This window comes from Streptomyces sp. NPDC047853 (genome assembly GCF_043204535.1).
GTDB lineage: Bacteria > Actinomycetota > Actinomycetes > Streptomycetales > Streptomycetaceae > Streptomyces.
On record NZ_JBIDCI010000011.1, the window covers coordinates 79,148 to 98,460 of the forward strand.

Below are 19,313 nucleotides of genomic sequence, written 5' to 3' on the forward strand. Positions count from 1 at the left end.
ACTACGGATTGCGGATGATCTTGAAGGTGGACGTCGTGTTCCGGACGTCCACGGCGTTGCCCTCGAGCCTCAGCCCGTTGAACGTGACCTCGCCGACGGCCGGCCCCTGCCCCGCTTCGGGCATCTCGTTGGCCCAGAGACCGAAACCGGACTTGGCGTCGAACGCGTCACCGCTCTTGCGCGCGCCCGTGACGGAGACGTCGGTGAAGACCGTGTCCTTGATCGGGAACTGCGGCTGGCCTCCCACGTAGTTCGTCTGGAACATGATCCCGCTGTAGGTCGGGTCGACGATGTCCACGTCGGTGACCCGGATGCCCTGGAACACCTTGGACGCCGAGAACACCCAGATGCCGGGGAAGGTCTGGCCGCCCCAGAAGTGCCCGCCGGCCCGCACGATCGAGATGTTCTCGAAGCTCGTCGGATCGGTGCCGAAGCCGTTCATCGGATAGCCGAAGTCCAGGGAGCTGATCGTGATGCCCGAGTAGACCAGGGTGTCCGCGATGTGGATGTTGCGGAAGGTGTTGGCGTAGCCGCCGTAGACGGCCAGACCCGCGGCGCGCCAGGTCAGCGTCGTCGTCAGGTTCTCGTAGAGGTTGTTCTTCATGTCCGCGCCGCCCGCGTCGATCGCCGAGAACAGCGCGAAGCTGTCGTCACCGGTCGCCCGGGCGTCGTTGTTGGACACGAGGTTGTCGGTCGAACCGTTGGTCATGTTGACGCCGTCGGCGAACATGTTGCGGATCCGGGAGTTCTTGATCGTGACCCGGTCGGTGTTGGCGCCCCAGTAGAGGCACACCATGTGCTCGTTCCAGATGTTGTCGATCACGATGTCCGACACGTTGGAGAAGTCGAACACCTTGCCCGGCCCGTCGATGCGGCTGGTGTAGTTGCCGAAGTAGGCGAAGTTCGCGAACGACGAGCCCTTCGCGCTCGCGTCGGCCCGGAAGCCGATGTCGGTGTTGTCCTGTGTCGAGGGCGCGCGGAACTTCGTGAACCAGGGTCCCGCGCCCACGACCTTCACCGCCTTGCCGTACACCTGGAACTTGCTCGACGTCTGGTAGTCGCCGGGCGGCAGATACACGCCGACCAGCTTGCCGGTGGTGTCCATGCGGACCCGGTCGAGCGCGTTCTGCACGTCCTGGTGCGTGAAGCCGGCCGGCACCGTGTACGCCGCCGGGTCGGGGTTGGGAACCGCCGCGACCTGCTCCAGGTTGACGAAGTCGATGGCGTAGTGGGTGGTGTTCGCGGCGTCCTTCTGCAACCGGATCCGGCTGCCCGCCGGGACGGTCTCGCCGAGCATGAGGTGCGCCTCGTCGTAGATGTGGCGCGGCGCGCCGGCGCCGGGGGAGTTGCCGGGCGCGGCCTCGTTCCCGTACAGCCAGGCGTACTTCGAGGTGAGCGGGAGCGCCTTCTTCAGGACGCCGTCGACGTAGACGTTGATCGTGGAGTCGATGCCCCCGCCGCCGGGAGCGTCCGGGATGGAGAAGCGCGTCACCAGGGTGTTGGTGGCGGCCTTCGTGGTGAACTCGACGTACTCGCCCGTCGCGTCGAGGTGGACGGCCCGGCGTCCGGAGGCCTCGCCCGCGAGGTCGCCGACGGTGCGGTTGGGGCCCACCACCTTCGCGCCGCCGCCGGCCGTGCCGTCCTCCGCCTCGTACATGTCGTACGGCATGTTGGCGCCGCGCCCGACGAACAGGGGTTGGGTGGAGGTGTTGTTCTCCCGCTTGACCGGCAGTTCGTTGGCGTCGGCGGCGACCGAGACCTTCAGGGTGTAGGAGCCGTTGGACGCCTTCCAGGGGCCGAGGGTCAGGGCGGGGGCCGTGCTGCCGGCGGCGATGACACCGGTGTGCGTGCCGGTCAGGGTCCTGACCGTGGTGCCGTCGGAGCCGACCAGGGTGAGGGTGACCGCGTGGCCACCGCCCGCGGAGTCCCGGGTGCCCTGGTTCCTCAGCGCGACCTTGAAGCTCACGTCGTCGCCGGCGGCCGGGCCGGAGGGCGAGGTGGTCACCGCGGCCACCAGGTCGGAGCTCTGGACCGGCGCGACCACCAGCGGTTCGGGCCGGGTGTAGGTGTTGTTGGTCTCGTTCTGCTCGACGATCTCGTTCGCCTCGTCGGCGACCGCGCTCAGTTCGTAGGAGCCCGCCTCGCGCGCCCCGACGGACGCGCCGACCGTGGTCTCGGCGCCCGCCCGCAGGGCACCCACCTCGGCGGTGGCGACCTTCGTGCCGCCCAGCCGCAGGGCGACCTCGCCGGCCGGGGCGTCGGCCGGACCGCTGTTGCGGACGGTGGCGGACACGGTGATCGCGTCCGACTCCACGGGGGAGGCGGGCGAGGTGGTCAGCTTCGTCACCTCCAGGTCGGGGCCCGGCGCGGGGGTGCCGATGACCTGGAACTCGGCGACCTGCCCGGCCGTCGATCCCGTGTTGGAGGTGAACCTGAGCTGGACGTCCGCCACCCGGCCCTCGACCGGTATGGACACGCTGTTGCCGCCGTTCGCCGGGTCGAAGACGTAGTCCTTGGCGGCCACCAGCCCGGTGAAGCCGGACGCGTCCTGTCCCCGGCCGAGGACCTGGACGGTCTGGGTGCGCTTCGACCAGGCGGCGTCCGGGTTGAGCTTGAGCACGACGCGGCTGACGTCCGCGTCGGCGCCGAGCTTCAGGGTGAGCGTGTTCGGATAGCTGCCCGGTGCTCCCTCCCAGTAGGTCGACGTGCTGTTGTCGTTGGCGTTCTGGGCGACGTAGGTGTGCACGACGGACGAGGCGCTGATCGGCTTGCCGACGGCCAGGTTCGATCCGCTTCCGCTGCCGGTGCGGGTCACGGAGTTGCTGTTGCCGGACCGGTTGCCGGCGGCGTCCCTGGCCCGTACGAAGTAGGTCACGTTCGCGGAGGCGGGCTGGGTGTCGGTGTAGGTGGTGACGTCCCCGGCGACGCTCCCGCGGAGCTGGTTGTCGGCGTAGACGTCGTACCCGGTGACGCCCCGGTCGTCCGTGGAGGCGCTCCAGGTCAGCCTGATCCGGTCGGCGGCGGGCTCGGTGAGGGCGAGGTTCGCGGGCGCGGTGGGCGCCTGGGTGTCACCGGTGTCGGCGCGCCGGGTCACCGAGTTGCTGTTGGCCGACTGGTTGCCTGCCGCGTCCTTGGCCCGCACGAAGTAGGTGACCGTCGTCCCGGCCGGCCGCGTGTCGGTGTACGTGGTCACGTCACCGGCGAGCGAGGTCAGCAGCTCGCCGTCGGCGTAGACGTCGTAGCCGGTGACGGCGGTGTCGTCGGTCGCCCGGTTCCAGGTCAGCCTGATCTGGCCGGTGGCGGGCTCGGTGAGGGCGAGGTTCGCGGGGGCGGTGGGTGCCTGGGTGTCACCGGTCGCCGGGCCGTACACCTCCAGCTCGGAGAACTGCGCCGCGGGGTGCCCCGTGTTCGCCGTCACCAGGACGCGCAGGTACCGGGTGGTCGTCGCGTCGAAGGTGAGGGTGGCGGACTGGCCGCCGGCCGGGCTGAAGGTGTGGGCCTGGGCCGCGGTGAGGTCGGTGAACGTGGAGCCGTTCGCACTGGCCTGGAGCTTCAGGGTCTGGCTGCGGGAGGGCCAGCCGTCCGGCAGCCGGAGCACGACGCGGTCGACGCGGCGGGAGGAGCCGAGGTCGGCCTGGAGCCACTGCGGCAAAGCGTTGTTGGCGCTCTCCCAGTAGGTGGCCCGGTTCCCGTCGTTGCCGTTGCCGGTCGTGTACGGGCCGTTGGAACTGCTGGCCGTCAGGGTGCGCCCCGCGGCGAGGTTCGCGGACGACTCGTCCGCCGCGCGGACCTCCAGCTCGGAGAGCTGGGCCGCCTGCCACCCGGTGTTCGCGGTGATCTCGACCCGCACGTAGCGCGTCCGGGTGGCGGGGAAGGACACGGTGACCGTGTTGCCCGTCCCCGGACTGAAGGTGTAGGCGGCCGAGCCCTTCAGCGTGCCGAAGCTGGTGCCGTCGGCGCTGCCCTGCACGGAGAGGGTCTGGGAGCGGCTCTCCCAGCCGGCGGGCAGGCGCAGGACGACCTCGTCGATCCGCTCGGTGGTGCCGAGGTCGGTCTGGACCCACTGGGGCAGGCTGCCGCCGCCGCTCTGCCAGTACGTGCCCTGGTTGCCGTCGGTGACGTTGGCCGCGCCGTACTCGCCGTGCGAGCTGCTCGCCGACGCGGGGTCCCCCACGGCGATGTTGGGACCCCCGGCCGCCGAGGCCGACAGCAGCGGCCCTCCCAGCGCCAGGAGACTGGTGGCGACCACGGCGCACAGGGCACGCGATCTCCAGTTCCGGATTCTCATCTGTTCTGTCCCCGATCTCCGCCTCGCGCCGCAGGGCCACGAGGCACGGCTCAGTCGGATGCGCTCATCAGGTGGACACTTGAAGTTCTTCGGCATTTACGCGAAAGCGCTCAGAGAGTTGCAGAGAACTGTCCAGTCGTCCACAGGACGGGCAGGGAGAATCAGCGCCGAGCAGGGCGCGTCGGTCCGCGTGAGGACATGCGGGTGCCCAGGCACTGGCCTGGATCAGGGACTTTCGCCGACCGCGTCGGACGGCCGCAAGCCACTGCCAGTTCCTGCAAGAAATTTGCGACGCGCGGAGATCGCGGGCAGGGACCCGTTACTCGGGGGCGGCCTGGGCGGTGGAGCCGCGGACGACGAGTTCCGGTTCGAAGAGCAGCTCGCCGTGGGGGACTTCGGTGCCCTGGATCTGGGCGCAGAGGAGGTCGACGGCGGCGCGTCCCATGGCCTCGATGGGTTGGCGGACGGTGGTGAGGGGTGGTTCGGTGCAGGTCATGAAGGCGGAGTCGTCGTAGCCGACGACGGAGACGTCGTGGGGTACGTGCAGGCCGCGTCGGCGGGCGGCGCGGACGGCGCCGAGGGCGAGGGGGTCGCTGGCGCAGATGATGCCGGTGACCCCGCGCTCCAGGAGGCGGGAGGCGGCTGCCTGCCCGCCCTCCAGGGAGAACATCGAGCGCTCGACGAACTCCTCGGGCAGTGCGGCGCCCAGGGCCTGCGCCGCCTCCCGCGCGGCAGCCAGCTTCCGGCGGGAGGGGATGTGGTCGCCGGGGCCGAGCACCAGCCCGATGCGCTCGTGGCCCAGCGACGTGAGGTGCCGCCAGGACTGCTCGACGGCCACCGCGTCGTCACAGGCGATGCACGGGAAGTCGAGGTTCTCGATGGAGGCGTTGATGAGTACGACCGGGATGTTGCGTTCGGCGAGGAGGCGGTAGTGGTCGTGCGGGGCGTCGGCCTGGGCGAAGAGCCCGCCGGCGAAGACGACGCCCGACACCTGCTGCTGGAGGAGCAGTTCGACGTAGTCGGCCTCGGAGACGCCGCCCTTGGTCTGCGTGCACAGCACCGGCGTCAGCCCCTGCTGGGCCAGCGCGCCCCCGATGACCTCGGCGAACGCGGGGAAGATCGGGTTCTGCAGCTCGGGCAGGACCAGCCCCACCAGCCTGGCCCGCTCGCCCCGCAGCTGCGTCGGGCGCTCGTACCCGAGGACGTCCAGCGCGCTCAGCACGGACTGCCGGGTCGCCTCGGACACCCCGGGCTTGCCATTGAGGACCCGGCTGACCGTGGCCTCGCTGACCCCGACCTTCTTCGCCACCTGAGCAAGTCGTCGCGTCACAGGCGCAAGGCTAACGCAAGCCCCGCAAGCGGCTTGCTCGTCGGTCGGAGCGAGGTCGCCACGTTCCGTCGTGCGGCGTGTGCCGCCGCGGTCCGGCTGGTGACGAAGGGTCACGAGGGGTCACTCGATCCTGACGCGGGCGACCACCGGGAGGTGATCGCTGCCGGTGGCGGGCAGGGTCCGGATGTGGCCGACGGTCGCGGAACGGGCCATGACCTGATCGATCCGGGCCAGCGGGAAGGAGGCCGGGAAGCTGAGGGCGGTCCCCCGCCTGGCCACCTCCAGCCGCGAGGTCAGCGGCTTCAGCGCCCGGTCGTGCACCGTGCCGTTGAGGTCGCCCAGCAGAACCACCCGGCGCAGCCTCTCGGCCGCTACGGCGTCACCCAGCAGACCGGCGCTCTCGTCGCGCAGGGACGCCGCGAGGCCGCCGGCCCCGACGCGGACCGAGGGCAGGTGCGCGACGTACACGGCGATCTCGGCGCGCGGCGTTCGGACCACCGTACGCAGTCCGCGGTTCCACTCCCGCGTGAGGCCGCGCGGCTTGATGTCCAGGGGCCGGACGTCGGTGAGCGGGTGCTTCGACCAGAGGCCCACCGTGCCCCGCACCGCCCGGTACGGGTAGCGCGCGGCCAGGGTCTCGGTGTAGACACCGAGGGCGGGGGAGACCAGCTCCTGGAGGGCGATGAGGTCGGGCCCCGCGTCGGCCAGGGCCCGGGCCGTGCCCGCGGGGTCGGTGTTCTCGTCGCTGACGTTGTGCTGCACCACGACGAGGTCGGCGGCGTCCGGCTCGGGCGCGGGCAGGAGCGTCGCGCCGAAGAGGTACGTCCAGGCGGCCGCGGGGAGCAGTGCGGCGACCAGCGCGAGCGCGGACCGGCGCAGCAGCGCGAGGACGAGCAGCACCACGACCGCGAGGCCGAGCCACGGCAGGAACGACTCCAGCAGACTGCCCAGCCCCAGCACCGCGTTGGGAACCAGCCCGTGGCACAGCAGCACAGCCGCCGTGACCACCGCGAACCCGGCGGGCACCCGCCCCCGCGACCAGAGCGATCCGTCCCGCACCCGTCTCCACCGCACCGTCGGTTCCCGTCCGCTCGTCCTTGGTCCCCAGGACGCGTCATCCGGGGGGTCGGGTTGCGGTCGGCAGGAGCTGGTCGGTGTCCGCGGCGGACTTGGCGAGCAGGGCCGGCACGGCGGACTCGGCGCGGTCGGGGTCCCGGTCGCGGACGGCGTCGAGCACCGCGCGGTGACTGGGCACGGGGTCGTCGGCGTCGCCGTGCGCGTGGACCAGCCGGTCGCGTTCCCCGAGGCCGGGCTCGAGAAGGAGGCCCATCCGGCCGAGCAGTTCGTTGCCGCCGGCGGCGAGCAGTGCCCGGTGGAAGGCCGCGTCCGCCTCGACGACCGCGGCGGAGTCCGACCGGGCCAGCCCCAGCGCCTCCAGGGCGGCCCGCAGGGCGGTCAGGTCCGCGTCGGTCCGGTGCAGGGCGGCCCGACGCGCCGCGGCGGGCTCCACGACGGAACGCACGTCGGCGAGGTCGCGCAGCAACTGGGCGCCGTCACCGGTCCCCGTCCGCCAGCGGATCACGTCGGCGTCCAGGAGGTTCCGGTGGGCCCGATCCCTGACGTGGGTACCGCGCTGCTGCCGCGCGTCCGTCAGCCCCTTGCCGGCCAGGACCTTCAGCGCCTCCCGCATGACGGTCAGGCTCACGTCCAGCTCCGCCCCCAGGGCGCCGACGTCCAGGATCTCGCCCTCGGCGAAGGCGCCCCCCCACGATGCGCGCGCCCAGCCGGTGCACGACCTGTCCGTGCACGCCCCGGCCGGAGGAGGACGCCATGCGGATCTCCTGGTGGTGGACTCGGGACGACGAGGGCCGGCGGGTGCTCGCCGGGGCTCAGCGTAGGGCGCTGCCGGGCGGGGCGTTGAGCAGGGCGAGTTCGTCGCGGTGCGGCAGCCCCTCCCAGTCGCCCCGTGCGGTGACCGCGAAAGCGCCGGTCGTGGCCGCGCGTCGCAGTCGGGCGGCCGGTTCCAGGCCGTCCAGGAGACCGGAGAGGTACCCGGCGCAGAAGGCGTCCCCGGCACCGACCGTGTCGACGACCGGCACGCGGTGGGCGGGCTGGTGGAGGTGCCGGCCGTCGGCACCGTACGCGTCGGCGCCGTCGCCGCCCCGTTTGACGACCACTTCGCGGGCTCCGGCGGCCAGCAGTTCCGCCACCCGCGCGGCCTCGTCCGCGTCGTCGTCGCCGGCGATCAGCGGGAGTTCGTCGTCCGAGGCGATCACGATGTCGATGCCGCCGCGCAGCCGGCGCAGGACCCGCGCCGCCTCCTCCGCCGCCCACAGGCGTGCCCGGTGGTTGACGTCCAGCACCACCGTCCAGCCGTGGTCGCGCCCGTACGCGACCGCGTCGGCCACCGTCGCGAGCGGGCCGGGGCCCAGGGCGCAGGTGATGCCGGTGACGTGCAGGACACGCGCGCCCTCGGCCAGCGCGGCGGCCAGGTGCTCGGGCCGCTGACGCGAGGCGGCCGATCCGGCCCGCCAGTAGTGCACGCGCGTGACGTCCCCCGCGAGGCGCTCGCGCATCAGGGCGCCCGTGGGCGCCTCGGGGTCCGTGGTGGCGTGCCGCACGTCGACGCCCTCGCCGCGCAGGGTGCGCAGGACGAGGCGGGCCGGTTCGTCGGCGCCCAGCCGGCCCGCCCAGGAGACGCGGTGGCCCAGGCGGGCCAGGCCGACGGCGACGTTGGACTCCGCGCCGGCCACCGCCGTGCGGGCCGGGCTCCCGGTGGTCAGCGGGCCCTCGGTCTGGAGGGACAGCATCGTCTCGCCGAAGGTCAGGACGTCGGCCCTCATGCGCCCGGCTCCTGTCCGCCGCACACCGCGCGGAACCGGCGGGCCCGGTCACGGAGCAGGTCCAGGTCCCCGCCGTGCGCGGCGTCGCCGACCAGCGGCGACCCGACGCCGACCGCGAGGGCGCCGGCCGCGAGGTACTCCGCCGCGAGGTCCGCGTCGACCCCGCCGACGGGCACCAGCGGCATGTCGGGGAACGGGTCGCGCAGGGCCCTGAGGTAGGCGGGCCCTCCGGCCGAGGCGGGGAAGAGTTTCACCGCGGTGGCTCCGGCGGCCATGACGGCGACGGCCTCGGTGGGGGTCAGGGCGCCCGCCAGGACGGGCAGCCGCTCCTGCACGGCGGCGGTGACCGCCTCGCCGCCGGCGGGGGTGACCACCCAGGTCGCGCCGGCGTCCCGGGCGCGCAGCAGGTCGTCCCGGGTGACGACGGTGCCGGCCCCGACGAACGCGTCGTCGCCCACCGCGCGGGCCGCCCGGGCGATCACGCCGCAGGCGTCCTCGGTGGTGAGGGAGACCTCGACCAGGCCCACCCCCTCCTCGACGAGCGTCAGCACGGTGCGCAGGGCGGCGTCCGCCGAGCGACCGCGCACGATGGCGGCGAGCCGGTCGCGGCTCAGACGGGTGGTGAAGTCGGTGAGATCCATCAAGGGCTCCGGTGCGAGGGGACGGTGTGGTGCGGGAGGACGGCCGGGCGCGCGTCGGCGTACCGAGGCCGTCACCCTTCGGCGAGCGAGTCGTCCGGGTGCCGCCCTTCCCTCGTCGGTCTCGACCCGGCACGGCGAAGGTCTCGACGCGGTGATCCTCATGGGGGGTCCTGAACCGGGTCGGGAGAAGAACGATCAAACGTCCCGATTAAATGTTGATCAGTGAGTTTTGCCAAGGGGCCGCCTGCCGCCGCCCGGGCCCGGGCTACGCCGCCGGGTCGACGGGGACGCCCAGGCGGTCGGCCACGGTGGTGAGGGCTGCGCCCAGCGGGAGCGCGACGCGGGTGAGGGCGTGGCCGTCGCCCCGGGTCGGGTCCTGGTTGACGATCAGCACGGGCTTCCCTGCCTGCGCCGCCTGGCGGACGAAGCGGAGCCCGGACATCACCGTCAGCGAGGAGCCCAGGACCAGCAGCGAGGTGGCCCGGCGGACCAGCGCCCGGCAGTGCTCGACCCTCGCCGGGGGAACGGCCTCGCCGAAGAACACCACGTCCGGCTTGAGGATGCCGCCGCAGCGCGCGCAGGGCACCACACGGAAGTCCCCGACCTGCTCGTCGGTCAGGTCGGCGTCACCGTCGGGATTGATGCCGGCGGCCACCGGTGCGAAGCCGGCGTTGGCCTCCTCCAGGCGCCGGGCCAGTTCGCGGCGCGGGCTGAGGGTGTCGCAGGAGAGGCAGACGACCCGGTCCAGGCTTCCGTGCAGTTCCACGACGTCCTCGCCGCCGGCGGCCTGGTGCAGACCGTCCACGTTCTGCGTGATCACCCCGCCGAGCAGGCCGTGCCGCTCGAACGCGGCCACGGCCCGGTGCCCGGCGTTGGGGCGGGCGCGGCCGAAGGTGCGCCAGCCGAGGTGGCTGCGGGCCCAGTACCGGCGCCGGGCCTGGGCGCCGGCCGTGAAGTCCTGGTAGGTCATCGGGGTGTGCCTGCTCAGGCTGCCGCCCTCTCCGCGGTAGTCGGGAATGCCCGACTCCGTGGAGATCCCCGCCCCGCTGAGCACGAGCACGCCCCCGGCGCCCAGTGCCTCGACGACCGGTTCCAGGTCCGCGGTGCCCGGCGGCAGGCCCTCCGTCGGGGTCCAGCTCAAGGTGGGACGCATGCGCATGCACCCAGGGTACGGAACGGGCCGCGACCCGCTTCCGCGGTCGCCCTGCCGACGCCCTGGGGTGCGCGGGGCGCCCGCGCGGCCCGGTGGCGGTCGCCGGGGCGGCCCGGGCGGCGTCCGGCCGTGCGGCCCCGGACGGACGCCGCTCGGCTCATGCGGTGTGGATCTCCATCGCGGCGCGCACGGCGGACTCCACGGCCCCCTCGATCCACGCCGGCTTGACCGACGTGTGGTCCCCGGCGAAGTGCAGCGGTCCTTCGCGGGCGGGGATGGCGGGCAGCAGTTCCGTGTGCTGGCCGGGCAGGAGCACGGACGCCTCCCCGTAGGCGTAGGGGTCGCGCAGCCAGCTCTGGGTGCGGCCCGCGCCCGTGTAGAAGACCTCGATGCGGCGGCCGTAGACCTGCTGGAGGCCGCAGAGCGCGTGCGGGTACCGGGCGTCGTCGTCCAGGGAGTCCCAGCGCAGGGCGTCGTCCGCCCAGCTGTACGAGGCCAGGACCACGCCGCCCGCGCTGCCGGGAACCGGATGGGAGGGGTGGAACATGAACCGGTTGGCGTTGTCCGACACCGAGCCGCCGCCCACGACGTCGACCGCCTCCGGCTGCTCGCGCGTGATCGAGCGGTTGGCGGCGTAGTGGGTGCGCTGACCCGCGGTGATGTGCCCCGAGGGCACGGACGGATGGGCGCCGAGCAGACTGCCGTCGTCGGCGGCGCGACCGGTGCGGTAGGCGTCGTACAGCCCCGGGTCGACGGCCCGCAGCTCCCCTTTCCAGTCGGCCTCGTCGAACTCCCACCAGCGACGGCTGAACTCCAGCAGGACCTTCGTCGCGCTGTCGTAGTGCAGTTCGCACACCGCCCGCCGCTTGCCGTACGACATCGGCGGGTCGATCTGGACGTGGCGCAGCCCGGAGAACGGCACCGTGACCACGGCGACGTCCGCGGTGAACTGCTCGCGCACGACGGGGCCGCCGCGGCCCTCTGAGACCGTGTCCACCCATACGTGCGGTCCCTTGGCCCGGACGTGGCCGGCGTCCGGCGAGGGGCGGTCGGGGTGGTGGTACTGGATGCGCGTGACCCGGCGGTCGAAGCGCACGTCCTTGCGCACCCGTTCCAGCAGGGCGTCCGGCAGCACGGCCGTGCCGCCCTCCAGCTCGTAGAAGGGGGTGTCGGGGCTGATGAGGGAGGAGCCGGTGAAGCTGTGGATGAAGGACAGGGGGAGGCGTGAGGTGAGGTTCTCCAGGGTGCCGATCAGGTCGATGGTCCGCTCGTCCAGGCCGGCCTCCTCGGTCAGGAAGCGGAACATCGACCAGTCGCCGAACCGCTGCACCACCCGGGCCCAGCCCCGCAGCCGCTCCGGCAGCGGCTTGTCGACCCGCTTTCCGTCGCGGTCCAGGTGACTGAACTCGTCGCGCACCGGGTCCAGCGCGGAGCGCAGGATGGCGGCGGCGGGGGTGTCCCAGTGCGCCTTGGGGACGCCGAAGGACCGGTTCACGCGCCGGGGCGCACGGGCGTAGTCGGCGCGCCGGACCCGGATGCCGTTGACGTGGATCCAGGTGCGGTGGGCGGGACGTCCCTCGCTGTCGACGTCGACGTAGTGGAAGCGCCGCTTCTCCAGGCCGAACCTGTCGATCAGCTCCATCACGAGGGGATGGCTGCCCGGGATGCGCATCGCACCCGCCTCGGCGTACTGGCGGGGGTCGGCGAAGGGCTGCTCGGCGCGCTCGTGACCCCCGCTGCGGAAGGTCTTGACGCGCCCGCCCGCCCGGTTGCCGTTGGCCTCCAGCACCGTCACCCGGTGGCCCGCGTTCCGCAGCAGCCAGGCGGCCACCAGTCCGGCCGGGCCGGCGCCGACGACCAGGACGTTCTTCGGTCGGGTCCGCCGCTGAGCGGGCAGCCCCTTCTGGAGGACGCTCCGGTAGCGCGGGACCAGCGGGCGGTCGTCGGCGTCCAGTACGAGCAGTGCGCGGGCGACGGCCAGGCACCGGTCGAAGTCGGTCTCCCGTCCGGCGGCAGGGACGGCGGGCGCTGCGGGGGCGGCACCGACGGCCGGTGCGGCCGGTGCGGGCCGGGCCGCGGCGACGCCGCCGGTCAGGGCGGTGGCCGCGGTGGCCGCGCCGGCCACCGCCGCGAAGCTCCTGCGGGAGACGCCGCCGTCTGAACGCATCGCTGCGTGATCTTCGGTCATGGCGGCCTTTGTACCGGCGGCCGTGCCAGGGCGTCCGGCCTTCGCTCCGGCGTTGACACGAAGGAGCTAAACGGCGGCGGGCCCTGACGTCATGGCTGGTCGGCCGCCGCGAGGGGTCCCGGGAGACCCGAAGGGATGAACGCCGCGCGAACGCCGTCGGACGCGGTGGCCGGTCCCGCACACTGCGACGGGTGTGACCGAGGCCGTGCACTCCGGCGGGCCTGCGCGGCACATCGCGTACGCGAGGCCGACGCGGCCCGCGGGAGGGCGACGCGATGGAGGGGGAAGGGTGGCGCAGCGGCGCACTCCGTTGGGCGACAGAGCCCGCTACTGGTTCGACAGCACGCTGGCCCGCGGCGCCGCCGCTCTCGTCGGCTGGATGGCCTTGCTGTGCCTGGCCGTCGTCGTACCGGCCAGCGCGGTGGTGGTGTGGACCGACCCCGACGCGCCGGCGTCCCCGGCGGACCGGCTGGCGGAGGTGTGGCAGCTCACCGGGGAGACCCTGCGGCTGGGCGGGGCGACGGGCACGCCGCTGCGGGTGATGATGTCGGTGCTGCTCGCGCTGGTCACCCTGCTGTACGTCTCGACACTCGTCGGCCTGGTCACGACGGCGCTCACGGAGCGCCTCACCGCGTTGCGCCGGGGCCGTTCCACCGTGCTCGAACACGGGCACGCCGTGGTCCTGGGCTGGTCGGAGCAGGTCTTCACCGTGGTGAGCGAACTGGTGGCCGCCAACGCCAACCAGCGGCGGGCCGCGGTGGCGGTGCTGGCCGACCGCGACAAGACCCTCATGGAGGAGGCCCTGAGCACGAAGCTGGGCTCCGCCGGCCGTACCCGGCTGATCTGCCGCAGCGGTCCCCCCACCGACCCCACCGTGCTTCCCCTGACCAGCCCGGCCACGGCCGGTGTCGTGCTGGTCCTGCCGCACGACGAGCCCGAGGCCGACGCCGAGGTGGTCAGGACGCTGCTGGCGCTCAGGGCGGCCCTGGCGGGGGTGGCGCACCGGCCGCCCGTCGTCGCCGCCGTCCGGGACGAGCGGTACCGCCTGGCCGCCCGTCTCGCCGCCGGGCCGGGCGGCATCGTGCTGGAGAGCGACACCGTCACCGCCCGGCTGATCGTCCAGGCCGCACGCCGCCCCGGGCTCTCCCTCGTCCACCAGGAACTCCTCGACTTCGCCGGCGACGAGTTCTACCTGGTCGGCGCGGGGCCCCTGACCGGCCGCCCGTTCGGTGACGCGCTGTTGTCGTACCCCACGTCGAGCGTGGTCGGGCTGGTGCGCGCGGGTACCCCGCTGCTGAGCCCGCCGCCCGAGACGCCCCTCGCCCCGGGCGACCTGCTCGTCGTCATCACCGAGGACGACGACACGGCCTGGACGGCCGACTGCGCGGAGCTGGTCGAGGAGGCGGCGATCGCCTCCGGACCGCCGACGCCGGCCCGGGCCGAGCGGGTCCTCCTGCTCGGCTGGAACCGTCGGGCACCGCTGATGGTCGACCAGTTGCGCCGCCGCGCCCTGCCCGGATCCGTCGTCGACGTGGTGGCGGAGCCCGGCGAGGTGACGGACCGTCAGGTGGAGGAGTCCGGCGAGGGGGGCGGCACCGGCCTGAGCCTGACGCTGCACCACGGTGACATCACCCGCCCGGAGACCCTGCGACGCCTGGACGTCCACTCCTACGACAGCGTGATCGTGCTCGGCCGGGACCCCGACCGCGGACAGCCGTCGGAGGACCCCGACAACCGCACGCTCGTCACCCTTCTGCTGCTGCGCCGGCTGGAGGAGACCAGCGGGCGTGAACTGCCGGTGGTCACCGAACTGATCGATGACCGCAACCGGCCCCTGGCCCCCATCGGCCCGGGAGCCGACGTGATCATCAGCGGCAAGCTCATCGGCCTGCTCATGGCGCAGATCTCCCAGAACCGGCACCTGGCGGCGGTGTTCGAGGAACTGTTCTCCGCGGACGGCGCGGGGGTCCGGCTGCGGCCGGCCGAGGACTACGTGCCGACCGGGCGCGAGACGACCTTCGCCACGGTGGTGGCCGCGGCACGGCGCCGCGGCGAGTGCGCCATCGGCTACCGGAGCCGGGGCGGCTCGACGACGAGCCCCGGCTACGGAGTGCGGATCAATCCGCCCAAGGACGAGAGGCGCCGCTGGGCGGCCGGGGACGAAGTGGTCGTCATCGGCGCGGACTGACGGACGGCCGCGCGAACCGCCGGTGAGGAGCCCTCGGTCATCACCATTGCCGACGGCAACGCACCTCGCTATGTTAATCGGAAATCACATCTGTGCGGCGAGGGCCATCACGCCTCGGACGCGCATATCGCAGGTCTGCGAGCGCACCTGGAACCATCTGTCCCCTCAGGGAAGCAGGTAAGTCAATGGAGAACCTCAGCAGGCGAAAGGCCCTGTCGCTAGGCGTCGCACTCGGCATCGTGGGCGTGACCAACCCCGTCCAGGCGTGGGCGTCGACGGGGACGGCGGGCAGAGCCGCCGCGGGGACCGGTCCGGAGTGGATCTGGGACGAGGCGGCGGATCCGCTGATGGCCTCGATGCTCGACAAGGGACACGTGCCGGCGATCAACACCGCGTGGGCGTCCTGGGTCAACAACGACGACCCGCTGCCCGGGGGCCTGCCGGCCGAGTTCACCGCGTACCTGCGGCAGGTCAACCGGCTGCCCTCGTGGGCGGACCCCGTCAAACTGGCCCGCGCCGCCGACTTCAACCGGCGCAGGGACACGTACCTCTTCATGCTGTACGGCCTCGGCAGCGGCATCATGAGCACCGTGATCCCGCGCGAGGCCAAGAGCGTCTACTGGTCGGCGGGCGGCGCCGACATGCAGGACCGGGCGGCCAAGACGTTCACCTTCGGCTACGACCTGGCCGAGTTGGGCGCCTTCGAGCCCAGGGGCCAGTTCGTCGTCACCGCCAACAAGACCCGCGTGGTGCACGCCGCGGTCCGTCACCTGCTGCCGCAGTCGCCGCACTGGCGGGCCGTCGCCGACGAGACCATACCGATCAGCGCCGCCGACATCCTGGTCACCTTCCACAGCCTCGGCACCTACGTCCACCGGAAGCTGCTCGACTGGAGGATCCCGTACCCGGCGGCGGACCAGGAGGCGTTCCTGCACTCGTGGCAGGTCGCGGTCCACCTGCTGGGGGTGCCCTACGAGCACATCCCCCGGACCTGGGCGGCCGCCGAGAAGCAGTCGGCGCAGCTGCTCACCCCGATCCTCTCGCCGTCGACCGAGGGCATCGCGCTGGCCGAGGAACTGCTCGGACTCACCGCGCAGATCGACCTCGGTGTCACGCGCGGGTTCCTGAACGAGTTCGTGCGCTACGTCCTCAGTGACGACGTCGGCGACTGGCTGGGGCTGAAGCGCGACTACGCGTCGGCGGCCCTGGTCCGCACCGCGTGGCCGGCGTTCATCCTCTTCCGCGAAGGGCTCTCGCCCGTGATGCCCGGCACCTTCTACATGTTCGACCAGTTCGTGCGCGCCCTGGCCATGCTGTTCCTCAACAAGGGGACCTCGGGGAAGACCACCCCCATCACGATCCCCACCGGCAACAGGCGGGGCTGAGCCGACGGTCCGACCCACCCGCACCCGCACCCGTGCAGCGGCAGCGGCAGCGGCGGCGGCGGGCGTCGGGGTGGCTCGCGCGGGAGAGAGCCTCACGCGCGTGCCGCCCCGTCCTCGTCCCGCGCCGCCCTGTCGTCTCCTGGCCGCGACGGGCGTTCACAGACCCAGCGCGCCCACGACCAGGGCGGTCACGGCCGCACGATGGTCGGGGCTGTCCCGCCACCGCAGTCTGCGCCCCGCCTCGACCACCACCCCGAACCCCGCGTGCACCAGCACCCGGGCCTGGCGCGGATCCAGTTCCGGCCGGGTCAGCCGCACCTGCTGCTCCCAGACGGCGATGTGGTTGCGCTGCGCGAGGACCAGTGGCCGCCGCAGGTCGGCCGGCACGCCGGCCAGCTCGGCCTCGGCGACGCTGTTCAGCTCGGTGCACTCGAAGCAGTAGGCCACGTACGTCGCCGCCAGCGCCACGACGGCGTCGTGCGGGTCGGTCACCTCGTGCAGGCTCTGCTCCACCCCCTGGGCCAGCAGTCCCGCCGCCTGGAGGCAGGCCTCGGCCAGGATGTCGACCTTGCCGGGGTAGTGGCGGTAGAGCGCGGAGGGGGTCAGCCCCACCGCCTCGGCGATCTGCCCGTTGGTGACGTTGGCGAATCCGTCCCGGGCGAACAGCGGGATGGCCGCCGCGAGGATCTCCGCGCGGCGCGTGCGCGGCACCGGCCGGACCGGCAGCCGTACGGACTGCGCGGCCGGCCGGCCGGCCGCCGGATCGGTCGCCGCCACCCGCAGCGCGGAGGCCAGCAGCAGGCTCTCGGCCCGCCGCCCGGCGATGGACGTGTGGTGCATCGAGATGGAACCGATCGCACCGAGGGCCGCCATGGCCCGCAGCCGCTCGTCGGGCAGTGGGCGCTCGCGCTGGACCGCCTCGTCGACCCGCCCGACGAGGCGGGCGAACTTCACCCCGAGACGCCGGCGGTCCTCACGGTCGAGGTAACGGGCCTCCCACCGGTACACGCCGCCCGAAGCGCGGTGCGCGACGGCGACCCGGGTGATGGCGGTGAGCACCTCGGACAGGGCCGCCTCGGCCGGCACCTCGTCGAGGGCGGCGACCAGCCGGTCCACCATGACGTGGGCGCACTCGGCGAACAGCGCGTACTTGTTGGGGAAGTGCCGGTAGAGAGCGGCCGCGGTGATCCCCACGCCGGCGGCGACCTCCTCCATGGACGCCTTGTGATAGCCGCGCTCGCTGAAGGCCCGCCCCGCCGCGTCGACGATGAGCTGCTTGCGGTTGCGGGGCCGCGTGCCCGCGGCCGGACCGGCGGTCGCCCCGGGACGGGCGGGTGGGGAGGCGGGAGCCATGCGCAGCAGTCAATCACACGCCGTCAGCGTCCCGTCCCCCTCGGCACGCACCACCCGGGGCACGCCCCGACGGCCACCACGTGCCGGTCACGAAGGTGCGGTGCCGGCCGCTACGGGGCGTGTGTCGATGCCCGCGGGGGGTGCAAGGCGGTGGCCTCCGCGAGGGGGCGGTGTCCGGGGCCCGGAGGACGCGGTGCCGATGTCCGAGGGCGGGCCGGGACGCGCACCCCGGTACCGCGGCTCCCGGCGACCGGACGGTGCCTCAGGCGAAGGTGAGGACCGGCTTGACCACGCTCCCGTCCTCCATGGCCGCCACGGCCGCGCCGATGTCCTCGAACGGGAACGTGGTGACCAGCCGGTCGAGGGGGAAGAGGCCACGCCTGTGCAGGCCGATCAGCTCGGGCAGGAAGCGGCGGGGGTCGGAGTCCCCCTCGATCAGCCCGTGCACCCGGACACCCTTGGCGAGCAGCGTCCCCACGTCGAACGCCACCTCGCCACCCAGGCCGAGGAGGGCCAGTGCGCCGCGCGGGCGCAGCGCGCCGACGGCCTGGCGGGCCGTCTCGGGACGGCCGGTGGTGTCGACGACGTGGTGCGCGCCACCGCCGGTCAGCTCGTGCAGGGCCGCCACCAGACCGTCCCCGGGGGCCAGGGCCGCCGCGGCGCCGAGCCCGGTGGCCAGGGCGCGGCGGGAGGCGACCGGGTCGACGGCCACCACCGGGTCGCAGCCCACGGCCACCGCGGCCATCAGCGCGCTGAGGCCGACCCCGCCCGCGCCCAGGACGACCAGCGAGGAGCCCGGCTCGGGGCGCAGCCGGTTGAGTACGGTGCCCGCGCCCGTCTGGCCTCCGCAGCCCAGCGGCGCGGCCACCGAGGCGGGCAGATCGGCGGGCACCTTGACCACGCCGCGGGCGTGGACGACGGCGTGGGTCGCGAAGCTGGACTGGCCGAAGAAGCCCGCGCGGAGCGGTGCGCCGCCGACGGAGAGCGGAGTGGTGCCGTCCGGGCGGCCGCCGGAGAAGTTCCTCGCCCGCGCGTCGTGGCAGTAGGCCGGCTGGTCGGCCGCGCACTGCTCGCAGGCGCCGCAACTGGCGAAGGTGAGGCAGACGTGGTCGCCGGGTGCGACCCCCGTCACCTCCGTGCCCACCGCTTCGACCCGGCCCGCGCCCTCGTGTCCGAAGACCATCGGGGTGAGCCGGCGGGGCCAGGCGTCCCGCATCCCCAGGTCGGTGTGGCAGACGCCCGCCGCGGTCATCCTCACCAGCACCTCGTCCGGCCGCGGGTCCTCCAGGTCCGCGTCCCGGACGGCGAACGGGGCGCCCGGCGCCGCGGTGACCGCCGCGCGGACGCGTCTCACGAGCCCGCGCCGGCCCGTGCGCCCCCGTGCGAGGGCTCCGGAGCGCGCTCGAGGAAGAAGTAGTAGTAGGGGCCCTCGGCCGGAACTCCCTTGGCGTTCATGATGCCCATCAGCGTGGTGTCGTCCACCCACTTGAAGTGGTCGAGGACCGGCCTGCCGTCGTAGACCATGGTGGCCGTCGCCTCGCCGCGGAACTCGACGGTCCACAGGCTGGCCTCGCCCTGGCCCAGCTCGCGGTTGGAGTACAGCGCGCCCTCCGCGTCGCGGCAGATCAGCGGCTTGGCGTCGTGCACGGACGTGAACGTCTTGCCGTACCAGTCGGCCTGCGCCAGCACGCCGTTGAGCGGGTGACCGGTGTCGAACTCGCCGCCCTTCCACGCACCGAGGATCTCCTCGGGGCGGGCGGTGGGCAACACCTTCCAGATGTCGTCGAGTTCGGCGGCGGCGACGCGACCGTCCGCCCTCCTGAGCTGCTGGAAGCGGGCGCGGGCCTCGGGCAGGTCCATGCGGGTGTCCTCTCGGCTGGAGTCGCGGAGGGTCTCGGGGGGAAGGCGGGAAGGGGGGAAGGGGGGAAGAGGGACGGGACGCGC

The 19,313-nt window shown here is 73.4% G+C and carries 12 protein-coding genes and 1 pseudogene; 2 read left to right on the forward strand and 11 right to left on the reverse strand.

Annotated features, from left to right (window positions below; translation table 11 throughout):
• Window position 1: 1 nt before the first annotated feature.
• The 8 genes and pseudogenes from ACGF5T_RS21375 to ACGF5T_RS21410 form a co-directional block, all read right to left on the reverse strand.
• A complete protein-coding gene (locus tag ACGF5T_RS21375; RefSeq protein WP_366769440.1) occupies window positions 2–4,288 on the reverse strand; it encodes a discoidin domain-containing protein in 4,287 nt (1,428 codons plus the stop codon).
• A 319-nt stretch (window positions 4,289–4,607) separates the two neighbouring features.
• The gene (locus ACGF5T_RS21380) at window positions 4,608–5,618 is read right to left on the reverse strand and encodes a LacI family DNA-binding transcriptional regulator (RefSeq protein WP_392888804.1); all 1,011 of its coding nucleotides are present in this window, start codon (window positions 5,616–5,618) and stop codon (window positions 4,608–4,610) included.
• A gap of 120 nt (window positions 5,619–5,738) precedes the next feature.
• Window positions 5,739–6,692, reverse strand: coding sequence for an endonuclease/exonuclease/phosphatase family protein (locus ACGF5T_RS21385; RefSeq protein WP_392888807.1), 954 nt, complete (start codon window positions 6,690–6,692; stop codon window positions 5,739–5,741).
• 40 nt (window positions 6,693–6,732) lie between these two features.
• A pseudogene (locus tag ACGF5T_RS21390) lies at window positions 6,733–7,450 on the reverse strand (FadR/GntR family transcriptional regulator).
• Window positions 7,451–7,507: 57 nt separating this feature from the next.
• Window positions 7,508–8,461, reverse strand: coding sequence for a sugar kinase (locus tag ACGF5T_RS21395; RefSeq protein WP_366766988.1), 954 nt, complete (start codon window positions 8,459–8,461; stop codon window positions 7,508–7,510).
• On the reverse strand, window positions 8,458–9,102 hold the full coding sequence (locus ACGF5T_RS21400) for a bifunctional 4-hydroxy-2-oxoglutarate aldolase/2-dehydro-3-deoxy-phosphogluconate aldolase (RefSeq protein WP_356605472.1): 645 nt from the start codon (window positions 9,100–9,102) through the stop codon (window positions 8,458–8,460). Before ACGF5T_RS21400 ends, ACGF5T_RS21395 begins: the two co-directional genes overlap by 4 nt.
• 265 nt (window positions 9,103–9,367) lie before the next feature.
• Window positions 9,368–10,261: an NAD-dependent protein deacetylase gene (locus ACGF5T_RS21405; protein ID WP_366766987.1), complete on the reverse strand. Its 894-nt coding sequence runs from the start codon at window positions 10,259–10,261 to the stop codon at window positions 9,368–9,370.
• Between the two features lie 151 nt (window positions 10,262–10,412).
• Window positions 10,413–12,443, reverse strand: a complete 2,031-nt coding sequence (locus ACGF5T_RS21410) for an FAD-dependent oxidoreductase (protein ID WP_366766986.1) — start codon at window positions 12,441–12,443, stop codon at window positions 10,413–10,415.
• A 289-nt stretch (window positions 12,444–12,732) separates the two neighbouring features.
• Here ACGF5T_RS21410 and ACGF5T_RS21415 point away from each other — a divergent pair, with 289 nt between their 5' ends.
• A complete protein-coding gene (locus ACGF5T_RS21415; protein ID WP_366766985.1) occupies window positions 12,733–14,631 on the forward strand; it encodes an NAD-binding lipoprotein in 1,899 nt (632 codons plus the stop codon).
• A gap of 185 nt (window positions 14,632–14,816) precedes the next feature.
• Window positions 14,817–16,016: an oxygenase MpaB family protein gene (locus tag ACGF5T_RS21420; protein ID WP_356605464.1), complete on the forward strand. Its 1,200-nt coding sequence runs from the start codon at window positions 14,817–14,819 to the stop codon at window positions 16,014–16,016.
• Between the two features lie 156 nt (window positions 16,017–16,172).
• Here ACGF5T_RS21420 and ACGF5T_RS21425 read toward each other — a convergent pair whose 3' ends face one another.
• The 3 genes from ACGF5T_RS21425 to ACGF5T_RS21435 form a co-directional block, all read right to left on the reverse strand.
• Window positions 16,173–17,369 carry a TetR/AcrR family transcriptional regulator gene (locus ACGF5T_RS21425; RefSeq protein WP_361015894.1) on the reverse strand — a complete coding sequence of 399 codons (1,197 nt, stop codon included), beginning with the start codon at window positions 17,367–17,369 and terminating at the stop codon, window positions 16,173–16,175.
• 262 nt (window positions 17,370–17,631) lie between these two features.
• Window positions 17,632–18,723, reverse strand: a complete 1,092-nt coding sequence (locus ACGF5T_RS21430; RefSeq protein ID WP_361015892.1) for an NAD(P)-dependent alcohol dehydrogenase — start codon at window positions 18,721–18,723, stop codon at window positions 17,632–17,634.
• Window positions 18,720–19,229 (reverse strand): DUF4334 domain-containing protein, encoded by a 510-nt coding sequence (locus ACGF5T_RS21435; RefSeq protein WP_356605458.1) that lies wholly within the window; start codon window positions 19,227–19,229, stop codon window positions 18,720–18,722. Before ACGF5T_RS21435 ends, ACGF5T_RS21430 begins: the two co-directional genes overlap by 4 nt.
• Window positions 19,230–19,313: the final 84 nt, after the last annotated feature.